Raw genomic sequence first — 17,529 nt, forward strand, 5'->3', positions numbered from 1 at the left:
CACCGCCCCCGGCGGACGCCACACCATCCCCAGCAGATGCCACACCATCCCTGGCAGACACCTCACCGCCCCCGGCGGACGCCACACCATCCCCGGCGGACGCCTCACCGCCCCCGGTGGGCACCAAGCCGGGCACCGAGGCGGACGCCGAGCCCGACGCCCAGGCGCGTGTCTCCGCTTCCCCCCGGCCGGGCGGGCTGCGTCCGTTGCCGCGTCGGGTTCCGCAGACCAGTCTTGCCGCCGAGTTGCGCGAGGAGGCGCCGCCCTGCGAGGAGGACGGTTTCACCGACGACTTCACCGCGGAGCGCGCGGCCTCTTCCCTCGCCGGTTTCCAGCGCGGGACGCTGCAGGCACGCGACGACGCCGACGTACCGCCGCCCGGTCCGGCTGAGCCGGCGGTCACCGCCGCAGGCGCCCCCCAGACCCCCACCCCGCCCGCCGACCGCTCATGAAGGACACCGCGATGACACACTCCATCCCCGCCACGAACACCCAGCTCGACCAGTTGCTCACCGGCCTCGTGGACCGGGTGGCCGATGTGAACCAGGCCGTCGTGCTCTCCGAGGACGGGCTGGTGGTCAGCAAGTCCACCGGGTTCCTGCGGGAGGACGCCGAGCGGCTCGCGGCGACCGCCTCGGGCCTGATGAGCCTGAGCAAGGGCGTCAGCATGGACTTCCGCGGCGGTCCGGTGCGCCAGGCGCTCATCGAGATGGCCAACAGCTATCTGATCCTCACCGCGGCGGGCCCCGGCGCCCATCTGGTCGTGCTGGCCGGCTCGCACGCGGACGTCGGTGTGGTCGCGTACCAGATGAACATGCTGGTGAAGAAGATCGGCGAGCACCTGAGCGCGGCGCCGCGGACCGGCATCGGCCCCGCCGTCCGCGGCAACGGCGGGTGAGGTGAGCCAAGGCGACGAAGCGGGCCGACTTGTCAGGCCGTTCACCCTCACCGGTGGGCGTACCCGGCCCAGCCGAGCCGATTTCACGCTCATCACAACGGTGACGGCGGTGGATCCGCCGCCCGATCGGGCCGCGCGGCCGCAGCCGGAACACACCCGGATCCTGCGGCTGAGCGCCCGTCCGGTGGCCGTGGCGGAGCTCGCGGCCCATCTCGACCTGCCGGTGAGCGTGGTCGTCATCATGCTCTGCGATCTGCTGGAGGCGGGCCTGATCACGGCCCGGCCGCCCCGTTCCGTCTCCGGCGCCGCGGACCTGGACCTGCTGGAGAAAGTGAGGGACGGCCTTGGCCGGCTCTGAGCCCACCGCAGGCGCGGTCACGGCGCCCGACACGGTGAAGATCCTCATCGCCGGCGGCTTCGGCGTCGGCAAGACCACCATGGTCGGGGCGGTCAGCGAGATCGCCCCGCTGCGCACGGAGGAGCCGCTGACCGTCGCCGGTCTGGAGATCGACGATCTGAAGGGCATCGAGGAGAAGCGCTCCACCACCGTGGCCCTCGACTTCGGCCGGATCAGCATCGGCGACGACCTGGTGCTGTATCTGTTCGGCACCCCAGGGCAGCAGCGGTTCTGGTTCATGTGGAACGACCTGGCCGTCGGCGCCCTGGGGGCGGTGGTGCTGGTCGATGTGCGCCGGCCGGAGTCGAGTTTCGCGGCGATCGACTTCTTCGAGCGCCGGCGGATCCCCTTCGTGGTGGCGGTCAACGGCTTCCACGGACAGCACCCGTACCCGGCGGACGAGATCAGGGAGTCGCTGGCGCTGCCGGAGGGCGTCCCGGTGCTGCTGTGCGACGCGCGGGAGCGGGAGTCGTGCCGGGAGGTGCTGATCGCCCTGATCGACCGGGTGATCGCCGAGGTCACCCTGGGGTCGGGCCCTCCTGCCCGCTGAGAGCCTCCCGGCGGGCGATCGCGGCCCGCAGCAGGTCGGCCGTCTCCGGGTAGGGGCCCCGCTCCGCCCATTGCAGGGGGGTCCAGCCGGTGCCGCGGTCCTCGCGGAGGGCGGGGTCGGCGCCATGGGCGAGCAGGACCCGGACCGTCTCGGTGTGGCCCCAACAGGCCGCCGCGCACAGAGGAGTTCCCTCGGCACCAAGCCCCGCGCTCTCGGCGTCGGGCGGTGCGCCGGCCTCCAGGAGCCTGCGGGCGACGGCGGCCGAGCCCTGGACACAGGCCGTGTAGAGGGGAGTGGTCCCGTCGGCATCGGGGGCGGCGGGGTCGGCGCCGGCCCGCAGCAGCCGGTCGACGCGCTCGCCCTCGCCGGACAGGACCGCCCCGACAAGGCTGTTGCTCAGCTTCTTGCGCCGTCTTCTGTTCACCGCCGCCGAGGATAGCCGTGCCGGGGCGAGGAGTTCACAGGAGTTTTTCCTGTCACAGTGATTGACCCGCTCCGCTCACACCCCTACCTTCTGATCGGCTCATCGAACCTTGTTCGAGATTTCGACAAGGCACCCGCATCCCCGTGGAGAGCACATGACCCCCAACCCCTCCCGCCGCCTCTTCCTCGGCGCGGCGGCCTCCGTGCCCCTCGCCCTCACGCTCGGCACCCCGGCGGCCCACGCGGCCGACTCGGCGTACGTGATGTGCTACTTCACCGAATCGACCAACCTCGGTGACGGCACCGACTACGGCCTCCATCTGGCCGTCAGCACGGACGCGCTGCGCTGGACGCCGCTGAACCAGAACAACCCGGTGGTCACGCCGACCGAGGGCGCGCTGGGGCTGCGCGACCCGTTCATCCTGAAGAAGCAGGACGGCACCTTCGTGGTGCTCGCCACCGACCTCAAGGGCACCGACTGGACCTACGTCAGCCAGTACGTGCACGTGTGGAACTCCACGGACCTGCGCACCTTCACCGGCTACCACCGGCTGAAGCTGCACGACATGAACACCCACAGCTGGGCGCCGGAGGCGTTCTGGGACGCGAGCCGGGGCCAGTACGCGCTCATCTACTCCGCGGTCAACAGCAGCGGCCACAACGTCATCATGGTGAACTACACCAGCGACTTCGTGACGGCCTCGGCCCCGCAGGTGTTCTTCGACCCGGGCTACGACGTGATCGACGGCGACATGGCCGTGGGCGTGAACGGGGTCAACTACCTCTACTTCAAGAAGAACCAGACCCTGGTCGGCGCCCGCTCCACCACCCTCGACCCGGGCAGCTTCACGGAGTTCTCCACCGGCGTCGCGCACGGCGGCACCGAGGCGCCGACCCTGGTGAAGTCCCTGTCGTCCGGCACCTGGTGGCTCTGGGGCGACACTTACACCCCCAACGGAGTGTTCTACGCCTGGCAGTCCAGCGACCTCTCGGCGGGCACCTGGACCGCGCTGGACCAGAAGACGTACACCCAGCCGGTCAACTCCAAGCACTGCGGCGTCTCGACGATCACCACGACCCAGTACGACAACCTGCTGTCCTACTGGGGAGCGCCCGCCTGGAACCGTCTCAAGTCCTACAACTACCCGTCGCGTTACGTCCGCCACTCCAACTACGTCGGCCGCATCGACGAGTACCCGGTCGAGCCGTACAAGGACTCGCTGTGGACGATCGTCCCGGGCCTCGCGGACAGCTCGGGCGTCTCCTTCCGGTCGGTCAACTACCCGACCCGCTACCTGCGGCACTACAACTACCAGCTGCAGCTGGACGTCAACGACGGCACGTCGACCTTCGCCGGGGACGCGACCTTCTACCGTACGGCGGGCCTCGCGGACTCGACCTGGTCGTCGTTCCGCTCGTACAACAACCCCACCCGCTACATCCGGCACTCGAACTACGTCCTGCGCATCGACCCGATCTCGACGTCGACCGCCCAGCAGGACGCGACGTTCTACGTGGGTTACTGAGTCACAACTCCGCCAGCCGCGGCAGCAGTTCGGCCGCGGCGGCGATGTCCGGGGTCAGGGGGCGGTCGTCCGTGCCGAGGGGCAGGACGGCCGTCGCCACCGTGAAGGCGGGCACAGGCGGCGGCACCGGTCGAAGGCGCAACGCCCGTACGGCGGTGACGAGTTCGCAGGCGAGGACGGTGCCGTACGCCTCCGCCGCCCGGAGGGTCTGGCGGGCGGCCTGGCCCGCGAAGCTGGCGGCCTCCTCCAGACCGTGCGAGAGGACGGCGTGCCCGGCCGAGGCGGGCGCGGCGCACGAACGCAGCTCCGCGAGCGCGGAGTTGGCGGTGTACTCCAGGATCATCATGCCCGAGCTGCTCGCGGGTCCGGTGGCGAGGAAGCCGGGCAGACCGGTGAGGTCCGGGTCGCCGAGGGCGGCCAGCCGGGCCACCGAGAGCTGCGCGGTCTGCAGCAGGGCGAGGTCGGCCGCGTCCAGGGCGAGGCCCAGGGGCGCGGCGAAGAAGCCGCCGTGATGGTGGGCGGTGGTGCCGTCGGCGGCGACGAGGGGGTTCTCGGAGGGGCAGTTGACCTCCACCTCGACGATCGTGCGCAGCCGTTCCGAGGCGTCCAGGGCACAGCCGTGCACCTGCGGGAAGGCCCGGAACCCGAACGGATCCTGGATCCGCCGACCGGGCGCCCCGTCCGCTCCGATCCCCAGCAGCCGTCGCACCTCCCTCGCGGCCCTTGCGGCCCCCTCGTACGGCCGCAGCGCGTGCACGGCGGCCGCGTACCCCTCCGCCGACCCGCCCACCGCCGCCAGCGAGAGCGCGGCCACGGCGTGCGTGGCCCGCAGCAGCACATCGAGCCCGTGCTGAGCGAGCGCGGCCTGGCCGAGCGCGAGCGCGTTGCTGCTGAGCAGGGCGAGCGCGTCACCGGGCTGCAGGGTGACGGGGGCGGGGAGGGTGCCGGGTTCGGCGGGCGCGGTGCGCACGGTGTCCGGGGCCGGGTCCAGGTCAGGGCCCGGGCCCGGGTCTCGCCAGGAGGTGTTGGGCCAGCCGACCATTCCGGCGTCGGGGACGGGGCGGTCGGGGACGCGCCAGGCCGTGCCGGCCGAGTCGAAGAGGTCGCCGTCCGGGGGGCCGGGCGGGGCGGTGTGCGCGGTGCCGGCGTCCGGGGGGCGGGGCGGGTCGGCGTTCACCCAGGGGCGTTCGCCGATCAGGGTGAGGCCCGTCTGGGCCAGGGCGGTGAGGTCGCCGGTGCCGATGCCGCCGTATTCGTTGACCGCGGGGTGCACGCCGAGGCGCAGTGCCTCGGTGAGGGCGTCGACGAACGCGGGCTGGATACCGGAGCCGCCGGCCAGGAGCTGGTTGGCGCGGACGGCGAGCATCGCCCGGACCTGACGGGCGGGCAGCAGCGCGCCGGCGCCGCCCGCGTGACTGCGCAGCAGCCGCAGGCCGTGGGCCGTCTCGTCGCCCTCGTCGACGGTCACCGAGCGGTGCGCGCCGACGCCGGTGCCACGGCCGTACAGCCGTCCCTCGGCGGCGAGACGCTGCGCGGCCCGCCAGGAGCGCACGGCCCGTTCCCGGGCCTCGGGGGCGACGGCGGGCACGGCCTCACCGTCGGCGAGCGCGATCAGCTCGCCGACGGTGAGGCCGGTGCCGGTCAGGAGGACCGGCGGGGGGTCGTAAGGCGTTGCCAAGGAAGGAACGTCAGTCGAGGCCCGCGGACTTCAGCCAGGCCTTGGCGACGTCGAGCGGGTCCTTGCTCTCCAGCTGCACCTGGGAGTCCAGGTCCAGCAGGGTCTTGGTGTCGAGCTTGGCGGAGACGGCGTTGAGCGCGTCGACGCCCTCGTCCGAGAGCCCGCTCTTGTAGACGAGGGGCGTCACGTTCGCGAAGCCGAAGAGGTTCTCCGGGTCCTGGAGGACGACGAACCCTTCCTTGGTGATGGTCGGGTCGGTGGTGAAGATGTCCGCGGCCTGCACGGTGTTCTTCTTCAGCGCGGCCTGGGTCAGCGGACCGCCGGCGTCGAGCGCCTTGAAGGACTTGAACTTCAGGCCGTACACCGACTCCAGGCCCACCATGCCCTGCTGCCGGGTCTGGAACTCGGGCGAGCCGCCGAGGTCCAGGTCGGGCGCGATGTCCTTGAGGTCGGCGAGGGTGGACTCGGAGGTGAGCTTGTACTTGTCGGCGGTCGCCTTGTTGAGCGTGACGGAGTCCTTGTCCTCGGCCGGGGAGGACTCCAGCAGCGTCAGCTTGGAGTCGAGCTTGGCCTTGACGGCGGCGTTCACGGTCGCGAGGGACTTCTGCTCGGCCTTCGCGTCGAGGTAGGCCAGCAGCGAGCCGTTGTACTCCGGCAGAACGGTGATGGAACCGTTCTTGAGCAGGCCGTACGTGGTCTCGCGGCTGCCGATGTTGGGCTTGTAGGACACCTTGATGCCCTTGGCCTTCAGGGCCTCGCCGTAGATGTCGGCGATGAGGATGCTCTCGGCGAAGTTGTTCGAGCCGACGACGACGGTCCCGCCCTCCGCCTTGTCTCCGGCGAGCGGGTCGGACTTGTCGTCGGAGGAGCCACATCCTGCGAGCAGGGCCGTCGCCGCGGTGAGCGCGACGGCCGCCGCGCCGGTGTTCCTGAGGGACCTGGACCTGCTGCTGTGGGCGTTGGAAGTCACGGTTCCGTTCCGAGCTCTGGGGGGCGATGAGGAACTGACGGGCGGTGAGAGCCTGTGTCACAGGCTCTGCAGCCTGGCCTGATCCAATCCACCCGCTTCTTCATCAGTCAAGCGCGGCCCCGTTACCGATTCGCTTCGATTCGTGATCAGTTGCGTAGCGTTTGAAGGCTCTTCCTGGAGGTTTGCAGGAGGTTTAAGGGGCTCTTCGTAATGGATTCTTGACGTAGGGCGACGTCTCGATCGATCAGAGAAGCGATATCGTCGCCGGAGTCGGCACCGGCCACAGCGCGCCAACACGGCCCGGCACGCCCGCAAGACCCCTTCGAAGGAGGCCTGGTGTCCACGAAAGAGGTGGACGCGCCCGCCCGGTCAACGACTTCGGCACCGTCGTCCGTACGCCGGGGTCTGCGGGGCTTCGCCGACCGGTGGCCCTTCCAGCGCAAACTGAACCTGCTCGTCGGCATCCCGCTCGGGGTCATCGCCCTGATGCTGGCCTACCTCTTCACCGAACTGGTGCGGGAGTCCAACCGCGCCGAGGACGCCGCCCAGCTGGTGCGCGACAGCACCCAGGTGGCCCGGCTCGTCGCCGAACTCCAGGACGAGCACCAGCAGGCGATCCTGCTCTCGGTGCGCCACCAGGCGTCGTTCGACGGCGGCACGCCCTCCACCGACGCCTACCGGCAGGCCCAGCTCGCCGTGGACGCCCAGGTCCGCAAGGTGGTCGACGCCTTCGGCGACCGGCTGCCGGACAGCGAGGCGCAGGCACTGCGCGAGATCGAGGGTCTGGCGGGCCTGCGGACCACCATCGAGCAGGGCTATCTGCCCGCCGACAACATCGACCCGGCGTACTCCGGCGCCTCGGACGCCGTCATCGACGGGCTGGGCCTGGACCGCGACTCCAACCTGGCCAGCACCTTCACCGGCAACCTGCTCGACTCGCTGCTGCGCGCCGACGCCGCCCACGGCGCCTACGAGACCGGCGTGTTCTCCGCCCGTACCGGCGACAGCAACGCGCTCATCGAGTACACCGGCGCGGTCGGCTCCTACGAGCTGTACACCTACCAGGCCGTTCGCTTCGGCCGGTTCGCCTCGGACGCGCAGGCCGACGAGCTCGGCGGCATCGAGCACAACTCCTCGCAGGCCTCCATCAGCCAGCACTTCGCCGAACTCGCCGTCGACCCGAGCGCGTTGCAGGTCGGCTCCAAGGCGCAGATCCGCAGGGCGTTCCGGGCGGCGATCGACTCCTACCCCGCGTACAGCGCGCAGTCCGAGACCCGGCTGAAGATCACCACCTCGCTGATCGACCAGATCGCCGACCGCGCCGACGACGCGTCCGTCAGCGCCCAGTGGCGGGCCGGTCTGCTGCTCAACCTGGCGCTGGTCTGCTTCGCCCTGTGGATCGCGTTCTCCATCCTCGTACGGCGCTCCGTGGTGCGCCCGGTGCTGGCGCTGACCGGTGCCGCGCAGGAGGTCGCCGACGTCGCCGGGCGCGAGCTCGCGCGGGTCGCCGACGACGACGCCGAGGAGACCGGCTCCCCGCGGCTGCGCGAACTGCCGGTCACGGCGGACGACGAGATCGGTGAGCTGGCCGAGGCCTTCAACAACGTGCAGACGACAGCGGCGGCGCTGCTGGAGCGCCAGGTGCTCAGCCGGCGCAACGTCGCCGAGATGTTCGGCAACGTCGGCCGCCGTGTCTCCAACCTGACCACCCGCCAGCTCGCCCTGATCGACTGGGTGGAGCGCGGGGAGACCGACCCGGCGCTGCTGGAGCGGCTCTACTCCATCGACCACATCGCGGTCCGGCTGCGCCGCAACGCCGACAGCCTGATGCTGCTGGCCGGTATCCGCGAGACCGTCCTCGACTCCGGTCCGACCGAGCTGACCAACGTGGTGCGCGCGGCGCTCGGCCAGATCGAGGGCTACCAGCGGGTGCAGTTGTACGCCCGCGGCGAGGCCGTCGTGGAGCCCGACATCGTCGGCGACCTGACGCTGATGATCGCCGAACTCCTGGAGAACGCCGTGTCGTTCTCGCCGGAGGGCAGCCCGGTCGAGGTGCGGGTCGGCTCCGACCAGGACGGCGCGTCGATCGCCGTGTCCGACCACGGCCTCGGCATGAGCGCCGAGCGGCTCGCCGAGGAGAACGCGCGGCTGGTGCGCCGTGAGCGGCTCGACCTCGTGCCGACGAAGGTGCTGGGTCTGTTCGTGGTCGGTGCGCTGGCCCGCCGCTGGGACGTCGACGTCACCCTGTCCCGTACGCCGGGCGGCGGTGTGACGGCCGAGGTCCGCATCCCGTCCACGCTGCTGCTGACGCTCAGCGGGATCGGCGTGCCGGCCACCACCGCCACTGCCGCTGCCACTACCGCTACCGCTCAGCCCCTCCCGGCCCCGTCGGCCCCCGCCACCGGCCCCACCACCGCCGCCGCGACCTCGCCCACGGGCGACGACTCGGCCTCCCTCCCCCGCCGGGTCCCGCGCCGCGAACAGCCCTCCTGGGCCGAGCGCGACCCCGCCCCGGCGACGGCGACCGACGAGACCTCCCCGGATTCGGCGACCGACGGGACCTCCCCGGATTCGGCGACTCACAGCCGTACCCCCGAGGAGCCCGGCACACGAACCCCCGCGCTCCCGCGCCGCACCAGCAGGTCGGCCGGACGCGGCTCGGCGGCCGAGGGCGCCGAGGGCCCGTCACGCGACACCACCGCGTCGGCCACCTCGCCGACCGGCGTCCCGACGCCCGACGGGCGCGGCCTTGCGGCCGAGGGCACGTCCCGCGACACCGCAGCGCCGGCCACGGCACCGACCGGCATCCCGACATCCGACGGACGCAGCCCTGCCGCCGAAGGCGCCCCGGGCACGTCTCGCGACACCGCCGCATCGGGCACCTCGCCGACCGGGAGCCCGACGTCCACCGGACACGGCCTTGCGGCCGGGGACACCGCAGGCGCGTCCCGCGACACCGCCGCGCCGGGCACCTCACCGACCGGCATCCTGGCGTCCGACGGGCGCGACACGACCCCGTCCACCGCGTCGGCCGACAGACGTACGGCCACCCCGACGCCGACGTCAGCGTCCGACGGGCCTACGGCAATCGCGGCGCCCGCCGTCACCCCCACGCCGGGCGCCGAAACGGCGCCCCCCGTGACCCACGCCCGTACCCCCGACGGCACCGCCGTCACCGGGCCCGGCGTCGAGCGTCCGGCCGCCGTCGACGGGGCCCGGCCGCTGCGGCGGCGGGTGCGGGGGGCCACTCTGCGGACCACCGTGGACGCCTCCGCCGCGATGGCGCGGCAGGCGGCGCGGCCCGCCGACGCGGACGCCGTGCGCAACGCGCTGGAGGAGTTCGAGGAGGCCGTGGAACGCGCCCACCGCGACACGGGCTCGTTCACGCTCCCCGACGACACGCACAGCCCGCACGACCGACTGGTCCCGGACGACCACCGGAACCCCGCGCACCACCAGAACCACCTTCCGGAAGGAGCCGAGCAGTGAGCACGTCGACAGGTGGAACTCCCACCGGAGACACCACTCCGACCGATCTGCGGGCTGCCGCAGCCGACTTCACCTGGCTGCTCAACCGTTTCGCCACCGAGACCGCGGGTGTCGTGGACGCCATCGCGGTGTCCTCGGACGGGCTGCTGATCGCGGTGTCGGAGCTGCGCGAGCACGCCGACTCCGAGCGTCTCGCGGCGATCGTCTCCGGCATCACCAGCCTGGCGGCGGGCGCCTCCGGCAACTACGGCCTGGGCGGCCTGAACAAGGTCATCATCGATCTGGAGGGCGGTCACGTCCTGGTCTCCGCGATCGGCAGCGGCGCCGTCCTCGGCGTGGTCACCGACAAGGAGGCCAAGCTGGGCAACATCGCCTACGAGATGACCGTGTTCGCCAACCGCGCCGGTGCCGCGCTGAGCCCGCAGCTCGTCCTGGAGCTGAAGAACAGCGTCGGCGCCACCAGGACCCGCTGACCGCGGGCCACCGGCAGAGGGAAGCGAACACCGATGGCGGACGGCCAGAGCCCGCACGGCGCCGGCGAGGACCCCTCAGTCCCGCGCGGCCCGGTCGGCCCCGCGCCCGCCGTACGGCCCTTCCTGGTCACCGCGGGCCGGGTCGCGGGCGCGGGCGAGGCCTCGTCCGGCCGCCCGATGCCCGTGGAGACCCAGCTGGTGGCGACCACCGACGGCATCGACGCGCTCGACCGGCTCTCCTTCGAACAGCACGACATCGTCGCCGCCTGCCGCGTGCCGCAGTCCATCGCGGAGATCGCGGCACGGCTGCGGCTGCACCTGAACGTGGTGCGTGTCCTCGCCGAGGACCTGCGGTCGGCGGGGCAGCTGTCGGTGCACGTGCCCGACTCCGGCGTCACCCACGACGCATCCGTCCTGCGCAGGGTTATCGATGGCCTGCGGGCCATCCCCGACTCCCGGGGGGTACTCCGTGACTCCGACTGAACCGCTCGCCCGTACGGCCGCCGGCCAGGCCGCCGTACGGCCGCCGCTCCCGGTGAAGCTGGTGATCGCGGGCGGCTTCGGCGTGGGCAAGACCACCGCCGTCGGCTCCATCTCCGAGATCGAGCCGCTGACCACCGAGGCGGCCATCACCGAGGTCGCGGCGGGGGTGGACGACCTCAGCCACACCCCGCGCAAGACCACGACCACCGTGGCGATGGACTTCGGCTGCATCACCATCGACCCGACGCTGAAGCTGTATCTGTTCGGCACGCCCGGGCAGGAGCGCTTCGGCTTCATGTGGGACGACATCGTGGAGGGCGCGGTCGGCGGTCTGGTCATCGTCGACACCCGCCGGCTCGACGACTGCTATGCCGCCGTGGACTACTTCGAGCACAAGCAGATCCCGTTCGCGGTGGCCGTGAACGCCTTCGACGGCAAGGTCGAGCACTCGCTCGACGAGGTCCGCTGGGCCCTCGACGTCTCCGAGGGGGTCCCGGTGCTCGTGTTCGACGCGCGGGAGCGGGGGTCCGTGCGGGACGCGTTGCTGGTGGTGCTGGAGCAGGCGCTCGCCCGGAGCGGCGGGTAGGTACGTACGTACGTACGTACCTGCGGTTGTGGGGAACTGCGGGCCCGTTGTGGCTGGTCGCGCAGTTCCCCGCGCCCCTTAGGTACGCTGCTGCACTCCTGGTGACACCGCGACCCGGGATACCGCCCAGAAAAGACCCAGGGTGGCCAACGCCAGGCCGGCCACCAGAGTTGCGCCGCCCACCACCTTCTCGTAGTCGTGCTGGTAGAGGCCGTCCACGATGTAGCGGCCCAGGCCGCCGAGGCCGACGTACGCGGCGATGGTGGCCGTGGAGACGATCTGGATGGCCGCCGAACGCAGCCCGCTGAGGATCAGCGGGAGCGCGACCGGGAGCTCCACCTGGAGCAGGATCCGTGACTCCGCCATGCCGATGCCGCGGGCCGCGTCCACCGGGGAGCGGTCGACGGAGCGCACCGCCTCGTAGGTGGTGACGAGGATCGGCGGGACGGCGAGGACGACCAGCGGGATCATCACGGGCAGCATGCCGAAGCCGGCGATGATGACGATGAGCACCAGCAGACCGAAGGTGGGCAGGGCCCGCGCGGCGGTGGCGATCAGGGTGAGGGTGTTGCCGCCCTTGCCGTAGTGCCCGGTGACCAGGCCGATCGGCAGTCCGATCAGGGCGGCGAGGCCGAGCGCCTCCAGGGAGTACTGCAGGTGCTCCAGCAGCCGGGTGGGGATGCCGTCGTAGCCCGACCAGTGGGCGCTGTCGGTGAAGAAGGAGCTGATGAAGTTCAGGACGTTCACCGGGCCGCGGCCTCCTTCCGGGTGCGGGTGGCGCCCGAGCCGCTCGGCATCCAGGGCGTGAGCAGGACCCGTACGCCGACCAGCAGGGCGTCCACCAGGACGGCGAGGGCCGCCGTGGTGAGCACGGAGTTCCAGGCGAGTTCGGGGCGGTTGTAGATCTGGGCGTCGTGCAGCAGGTTGCCGAGCGCGCCCTGGTTGCCGATCAGCATGCCGACGCTGACAAGTGAGATGCTCGACACCGTCGCCACCCGCAGCCCGGCGATGATCGCGGGCGTCGCGATCGGCAACTGGACCTGGATGTACCGGCGTACGGGGCCGAAGCCCATCGCGGTCGCGGCGGCGAGCGTCTCCTGCGGCACCGAGCGGACGCCGTCGACGATCGCCGGGACCAGTACGACCAGGGTGTAGACGGTGAGCGGGATCATCACCGTGAGTTCGGTCTGGCCGGTGTAGTCGATGAGGACGACGAAGAAGGCGAGCGACGGGATGGCGTAGAGCACGGTCGTCACCCACAGCACGGGCGGGTACAACCACCGTAGCCGCACGCAGAGTTGGGCGAGCGGAAGGGCCAGCAGCAGGCCGCCGAGGACGGGCAGCAGGGCCTCGCGCAGATGGAGCCCGACGAGGCCGATCCAGTCGTGCTGGAGGTCGCTGGGGATGTCGAAGAAGCGGTTCATCGCAGGGCCTTCGACTCACCCGCGCCGGTCGTGTCGCCCGCGCCCGCGCCGGTGGTGGCGGTGGTGTCGCCCGCTCCCGTTCCGGCCTCGTGCGCGCCGCGGATCGCCTCGGCGATGGCGGTCTGGGAGACGACACCGGTGGCGCGGCCCTCGTCGTCCACGGCGACCGCCCAGCCGGTGGGCGAGAGCACGGCGCAGTCGAGGGCGGAGCGCAGCGAGTCCTCCCCGGCGACGAACGGCCGTCCGTACGACAGGAGTTGACCGGTGTCGATACTCCCCGCGGTCAGCGCGCCCGGCTCGCTCCAGCCGAGCGGCTTGCCGTCGATGCCGGTGACGAGGAGGTACGGGGCGCCCTTGGCGGCGCGAGCGAGCTGCTCGGCGGTGGCGTCGACGGCGACGATCGGCGCGGTGAGGAGATCGAGTCCCGCCGCGGAGAAGAAGGACAGTCGGCGGATGCCGCGGTCGGCGCCGAGGAAGTCCTCGACGAAGGCGTCGGCCGGGTTCGACAGCAGTTCGGCGGGCGGCGCGTACTGGGCGAGCCGGCCTCCGGTGCGCAGGACGGCGACCATGGTGCCGAGCTTGACGGCCTCGTCGATGTCATGGGTGACGAAGACGATGGTCTTGCCCAACTCGTCCTGGATCCGCAGGAGTTCGTCCTGGAGTCCCTTGCGGACGACGGGGTCGACGGCGGAGAACGGCTCGTCCATCAGCAGCACCGGCGGATCGGCGGCAAGCGCCCGTGCCACACCGACGCGCTGCTGCTGGCCGCCGGAGAGCTGGTAGGGGTACCGCCTGGCGAGGGACGCGTCGAGCCCGACGCGCTCCATCAGCTCCCGGGCCCGCGCCCGCGCCCGGTCCTTGCTCCAGCCGAGCAGCCGGGGCACGGTGGCGATGTTGTCGACGATCGTACGGTGCTGGAAGAGGCCGGCGTTCTGGATGACGTAACCCATGGATCGGCGCAGGGTGTTGACGGGCTGCTGCCGGCTGTCCTGGCCGTCGATCCAGATGGTTCCCTCGCTGGGCTCGACCATGCGGTTGATCATCCGCAGGGTCGTCGTCTTGCCGCATCCGGAGGGGCCGACGAGGACGGTGATCGCGCGGTCCGGTATCTCCAGGGAGAGCCCGTCGACCGCCACCGTGCCGTCCGGGTACCGCTTGGTGACTGAATCTATCCGTATCAAAACGCCGAACACCCTTCGGGTCTGGCCGTTCCCGCCCGCTCTCGACCACACGAGTTCGGACCGTTGCGGGGAGAGTCTAGACCGGTTGTGTTTCAGAAGTTCGGCCGGTGTATGGCGCGCTTCAAACAGGCCGCCGGACAGCCATCTCGCGCATCCGGGGCTCCTCCTCTGTGCGCAACCTGTGAGTCCCCTGATTCTCACCCTCCCCTCAGAAGCGGCTCAGGGATCCCCCAGAGACGGCGTCCATCGTCAAGGTCATGAACGCAACGAACGCGGGAGGCGTCCGGCGCCGGTCGGTCGAGATCGTGGTGCCGGTGTACAACGAGGCACACGTCCTCGCCGACAGCATCGGCCGTCTCCACGCACACCTCGAAGAGTCCTTCCCGTTCCCGTTCCGCATCACGATCGCGGACAACGCCAGCACGGACGCCACCTGGAGCGTGGCGACCGACCTGACCCTGCGTCTGCCCCACGTCCACGCCCGGCGGCTGGAGGAGAAGGGCCGGGGCCGCGCCCTGAAGCACGTGTGGTCCCGGTCCACGGCCGACGTCGTCGCCTACATGGACGTGGATCTGTCCACGGGCCTCGAGGCCTTCCTGCCCCTGGTCGCCCCGCTCCTGTCCGGCCACAGCGACCTCGCGATCGGCAGCCGGCTGCACCGGCAGTCGGCCGTGGTCCGGGGCGCCAGGCGGGAGTTCGTCTCCCGCTCCTACAACACCCTGCTCAAGGCCGGTCTCGGCGCCCGCTTCTCGGACGCGCAGTGCGGCTTCAAGGCCGTACGCTCCGACGTCTTCCGGGCGCTGGCCCCGCACATCGAGGACACCGCCTGGTTCTTCGACACCGAACTGCTGGTCCTGGCCCAACGCAACGGGCTGCGCATCCACGAGGTCCCGGTCGACTGGACCGACGACCCCGACAGCCGGGTCGACATCGTCCGCACGGCCGTCGACGACCTCAAGGGCATGGGCCGCATGCTCCGCTCCACCCTCACCGGCCGCACCCGGATCCCCGCCGTCCCACGCCGCACGAGCGTCCCGCAGGTGCCCGCCGCGCGCACCACCTCCGCCACCTCCACCCCCTCCGCACCTTCCGCACCCTCCGTCCCCACCGCCCGGCCCGCCGGGGCGAACGCCCACCTGGAGTACGCGTCATGACGACCCTCGCCCCGCCGCCCGCCCCCGTCCGGGAGGACGGCCGCCGCCACCGGGCCGCCCCACCCGCCGACGGCGCCGGCTCCGGCCTCGCCGCCCGCGCCCGCCGTCTGTTCACCGGCGCCCCCGACGACCCGCGCTGGGCCCGCCCCGCCCTGTGGGCGATCCTCGTCCTCGCGACGGCCCTGTACGCCTGGAACCTGTCCTCCATCACCGGCAACACCTTCTACAACGCGGCCGTCTACTCCGGCACCAAGAGCTGGAAGGCGTTCTTCTTCGGCGCCCTGGACGCCGGCAGTTTCATCACCGTCGACAAACCGCCGTTCGCCCTGTGGGTGATGGGCCTGTCGGCCCGCGTGTTCGGGTACGGCACCTGGCAGTTGATGCTGCCGATGGTGGCGGTCGGCGTCGGCTCGGTGGCCCTGCTGCACCGCTTGGTCAAGCGGGACTTCGGCCCGGTCGCGGCCACGATCGCCGCCCTGGCCCTCGCCCTCACCCCCATCACGGTCGCCATCACCCGGGACACCAACCCCGACCCGATCCTCGTCCTGCTGATGCTGCTGGGCGCGGCGGCCCTGCTGAAGGCCGTCCGCACCGGCCGGCTGATGCCGCTGGTGTGGTCGGGCGTCGCGATCGGCTTCGCGTTCAACACCAAGATGATGCAGGCGTACGTCGTCCTGCCCGCGTTCTTCCTCGTCTACCTGTGGGCCGCGAACACCACCCTCGGCCGGCGGATCCGCAACCTCGCCGTCGGCACGGTCGCCCTCGTCGTCTCCAGCGCCTGGTGGATGGTCGTCGTCGACCTGATCCCGGCCTCCTCCCGCCCCTACATCGGCGGCTCCACCGACAACACGGTCTGGGACCTGGTCATCGGCTACAACGGCTTCGGCCGGATCTTCGGCGCGAGCTCCTCGGTGGGCTCGCAGGGCAACGGCGCCGGCTTCGGCGGCGAGGCCGGCCTGTACCGGATGTTCAACGAGATCATGGGCGGCCAGATCTCCTGGCTGATCCCCTTCGCGGCGATCGCCCTCGTGGCCGGTCTGGCCCTGCGCGGCCGGGCGCCCCGCACCGACGCCAGGCGTGCGGCGCTGCTCCTGTGGGGCGGCTGGTTCGTCCTCCACTACCTGACCTTCGCCCTCGCCGAGGGCACCTTCCACCCGTACTACGTCACCGCCATGGCCCCCGGTATCGCGGCCCTGGCCGGTGCGGGCGGGGTCATGCTCTACAAGGCCTTCCGTGAGGGTGCGGCAGTCAAGTGGGCCTGGGTGCTTCCGGCCGCCGTCGCGGCGAGCACGGTCTGGGCGGTCGTCCTGCTCCAGCGGGTCTCCGGCTCCGGCACCCTGTACACGGTCGCGGAGATCGTGGTGGCCGCCCTGGGCACGCTGTCCGTCCTCGGTCTGCTGGCCGGCCGCTTCACCAAGCGGCACCGGCTGATGGGCGTCGCGGCTCTCGCGGCGGTCGTGGCCCTGCTCGCCGGTCCGGCGGCCTACTCGGTCTCGGCGGCGACCTCCAGCACCAACGGCACCAACCCGACGGCCGGTCCCAGCACCGGTGGCGGCATGGGCGGCGGCCAGCGGCCGAGCGGCAACGGCGGTCCGGGCGGTTCGAGCAGCTCGACAAGCGGTTCCAGCGGCTCCAGCGGTCAGTCGATGGGCCAGCCCCCGTCCGGCAGTGCCCCCTCCGGAAGCGGCTCCTCGTCCAGCGAGTCCGGCACGGAATCCGGTACCGAGTCCGGTACGGACGGCACCGGCACCGGCGGCGGGGGCGGCATGGGCGGCGGCACGCAGGTCAGCTCGGCGATGATCAGCTACCTCAAGAAGAACCAGGACGGCGCCACCTGGCTGGTCGCGGTCGCCACCGACCAGACGGCCTCCTCGATCATCCTGGAGTCCGGTGAGCCGGTCATCTCGATGGGCGGCTGGTCCGGCAGCGACAACGCGATGACCCTCGCCAAGCTCAAGTCCCTGGTGAAGTCCGGCAAGCTGCACTACATCGTCATCAGCGACAGCGGCCAGGGCTCCTCGAACTCCGAGATCTCGACCTGGGTGAAGAAGAACGGCACGGCGGTCTCCGACTACAGCGGTCTGTACCGCCTGGACGCCTCCGACGTCAGCTGACCCCCTCCCCCGAAAACGGGCGGGCCACCGGACTCCTTCCGGTGGCCCGCCCGTCGGCATGTGCCGGGGCGCGGGGGATCAGTCGCCTCCGCCGCCACCCCCACAGCCGCCCCCGCCTCCGCAGGAGGAGCCACCCCCGCAGGACGAACCGCCACCGCAGCCGCCCCCGCCGCCGTCACCCCA

General features: G+C 71.7%; 16 protein-coding genes and 1 pseudogene. 11 read left to right on the forward strand and 6 right to left on the reverse strand.

Features of this window, described 5'->3' with window-relative positions; translation table 11 throughout:
• The 4 genes and pseudogenes from ACLZN2_RS20940 to ACLZN2_RS20955 form a co-directional block, all read left to right on the forward strand.
• A pseudogene (locus tag ACLZN2_RS20940) lies at positions 1 to 452 on the forward strand (histidine kinase); the annotation flags it as partial.
• Between the two features lie 11 nt (positions 453 to 463).
• Positions 464 to 898: a roadblock/LC7 domain-containing protein gene (locus ACLZN2_RS20945; RefSeq protein ID WP_416980241.1), complete on the forward strand. Its 435-nt coding sequence runs from the start codon at positions 464 to 466 to the stop codon at positions 896 to 898.
• 1 nt (position 899) lies between these two features.
• The gene (locus tag ACLZN2_RS20950) at positions 900 to 1,256 is read left to right on the forward strand and encodes a DUF742 domain-containing protein (RefSeq protein ID WP_416980243.1); all 357 of its coding nucleotides are present in this window, start codon (positions 900 to 902) and stop codon (positions 1,254 to 1,256) included.
• A complete protein-coding gene (locus ACLZN2_RS20955) occupies positions 1,243 to 1,845 on the forward strand; it encodes a GTP-binding protein (RefSeq protein WP_416980245.1) in 603 nt (200 codons plus the stop codon). The genes ACLZN2_RS20950 and ACLZN2_RS20955 overlap by 14 nt, the downstream gene beginning before the upstream one ends.
• On the opposite strand, the gene ACLZN2_RS20960 is transcribed toward ACLZN2_RS20955, so the two are convergent.
• On the reverse strand, positions 1,814 to 2,269 hold the full coding sequence (locus ACLZN2_RS20960) for an ankyrin repeat domain-containing protein (RefSeq protein ID WP_416980247.1): 456 nt from the start codon (positions 2,267 to 2,269) through the stop codon (positions 1,814 to 1,816). The genes ACLZN2_RS20955 and ACLZN2_RS20960 overlap by 32 nt on opposite strands.
• 154 nt (positions 2,270 to 2,423) lie before the next feature.
• On the opposite strand from ACLZN2_RS20960, the gene ACLZN2_RS20965 reads away from it, so the two are divergent.
• Positions 2,424 to 3,794 (forward strand): glycoside hydrolase family 43 protein, encoded by a 1,371-nt coding sequence (locus ACLZN2_RS20965; RefSeq protein ID WP_416980249.1) that lies wholly within the window; start codon positions 2,424 to 2,426, stop codon positions 3,792 to 3,794.
• A gap of 1 nt (position 3,795) precedes the next feature.
• Here ACLZN2_RS20965 and ACLZN2_RS20970 read toward each other — a convergent pair whose 3' ends face one another.
• Together ACLZN2_RS20970 and ACLZN2_RS20975 are read right to left on the reverse strand one after the other, a co-directional pair.
• A complete protein-coding gene (locus ACLZN2_RS20970; protein WP_416980251.1) occupies positions 3,796 to 5,472 on the reverse strand; it encodes an aromatic amino acid lyase in 1,677 nt (558 codons plus the stop codon).
• A gap of 10 nt (positions 5,473 to 5,482) precedes the next feature.
• Positions 5,483 to 6,442, reverse strand: a complete 960-nt coding sequence (locus tag ACLZN2_RS20975; RefSeq protein WP_416980253.1) for an ABC transporter substrate-binding protein — start codon at positions 6,440 to 6,442, stop codon at positions 5,483 to 5,485.
• A 336-nt stretch (positions 6,443 to 6,778) separates the two neighbouring features.
• Between ACLZN2_RS20975 and ACLZN2_RS20980 the strand changes: the two genes are divergently transcribed.
• Genes ACLZN2_RS20980 through ACLZN2_RS20995 form a run of 4 tightly spaced genes read left to right on the forward strand, consistent with a single transcriptional unit; the run spans position 6,779 to position 11,473 of the window.
• Positions 6,779 to 9,931 carry an ATP-binding protein gene (locus ACLZN2_RS20980; RefSeq protein ID WP_416980255.1) on the forward strand — a complete coding sequence of 1,051 codons (3,153 nt, stop codon included), beginning with the start codon at positions 6,779 to 6,781 and terminating at the stop codon, positions 9,929 to 9,931.
• Entirely contained in the window at positions 9,928 to 10,404 is a 477-nt protein-coding gene (locus ACLZN2_RS20985; RefSeq protein ID WP_059202334.1) for a roadblock/LC7 domain-containing protein, read from the forward strand. Before ACLZN2_RS20980 ends, ACLZN2_RS20985 begins: the two co-directional genes overlap by 4 nt.
• A gap of 33 nt (positions 10,405 to 10,437) precedes the next feature.
• Positions 10,438 to 10,887, forward strand: a complete 450-nt coding sequence (locus ACLZN2_RS20990; protein WP_416980257.1) for a DUF742 domain-containing protein — start codon at positions 10,438 to 10,440, stop codon at positions 10,885 to 10,887.
• Positions 10,874 to 11,473, forward strand: a complete 600-nt coding sequence (locus ACLZN2_RS20995; protein WP_416980259.1) for a GTP-binding protein — start codon at positions 10,874 to 10,876, stop codon at positions 11,471 to 11,473. The genes ACLZN2_RS20990 and ACLZN2_RS20995 overlap by 14 nt, the downstream gene beginning before the upstream one ends.
• Before the next feature lie 78 nt (positions 11,474 to 11,551).
• Here ACLZN2_RS20995 and ACLZN2_RS21000 read toward each other — a convergent pair whose 3' ends face one another.
• From ACLZN2_RS21000 to ACLZN2_RS21010, 3 genes are read right to left on the reverse strand one after another with little or no spacing between them, the layout of a single operon-like run.
• Entirely contained in the window at positions 11,552 to 12,220 is a 669-nt protein-coding gene (locus ACLZN2_RS21000; RefSeq protein ID WP_416980261.1) for an ABC transporter permease, read from the reverse strand.
• Positions 12,217 to 12,897, reverse strand: a complete 681-nt coding sequence (locus ACLZN2_RS21005) for an ABC transporter permease (protein ID WP_416980263.1) — start codon at positions 12,895 to 12,897, stop codon at positions 12,217 to 12,219. The genes ACLZN2_RS21000 and ACLZN2_RS21005 overlap by 4 nt, the downstream gene beginning before the upstream one ends.
• Positions 12,894 to 14,078, reverse strand: coding sequence for an ABC transporter ATP-binding protein (locus tag ACLZN2_RS21010; RefSeq protein ID WP_416980265.1), 1,185 nt, complete (start codon positions 14,076 to 14,078; stop codon positions 12,894 to 12,896). The genes ACLZN2_RS21005 and ACLZN2_RS21010 overlap by 4 nt, the downstream gene beginning before the upstream one ends.
• Positions 14,079 to 14,335: 257 nt before the next feature.
• Between ACLZN2_RS21010 and ACLZN2_RS21015 the strand changes: the two genes are divergently transcribed.
• Complete coding sequence (locus ACLZN2_RS21015) at positions 14,336 to 15,232, forward strand: dolichyl-phosphate beta-glucosyltransferase (RefSeq protein WP_416980267.1); 897 nt, start codon at positions 14,336 to 14,338, stop codon at positions 15,230 to 15,232.
• The gene (locus tag ACLZN2_RS21020; RefSeq protein WP_416980269.1) at positions 15,229 to 17,346 is read left to right on the forward strand and encodes an ArnT family glycosyltransferase; all 2,118 of its coding nucleotides are present in this window, start codon (positions 15,229 to 15,231) and stop codon (positions 17,344 to 17,346) included. Before ACLZN2_RS21015 ends, ACLZN2_RS21020 begins: the two co-directional genes overlap by 4 nt.
• The last annotated feature ends 183 nt before the right edge of the window (positions 17,347 to 17,529 follow it).

The organism is Streptomyces sp. T028 (assembly GCF_048159505.1).
Classification (GTDB): domain Bacteria; phylum Actinomycetota; class Actinomycetes; order Streptomycetales; family Streptomycetaceae; genus Streptomyces.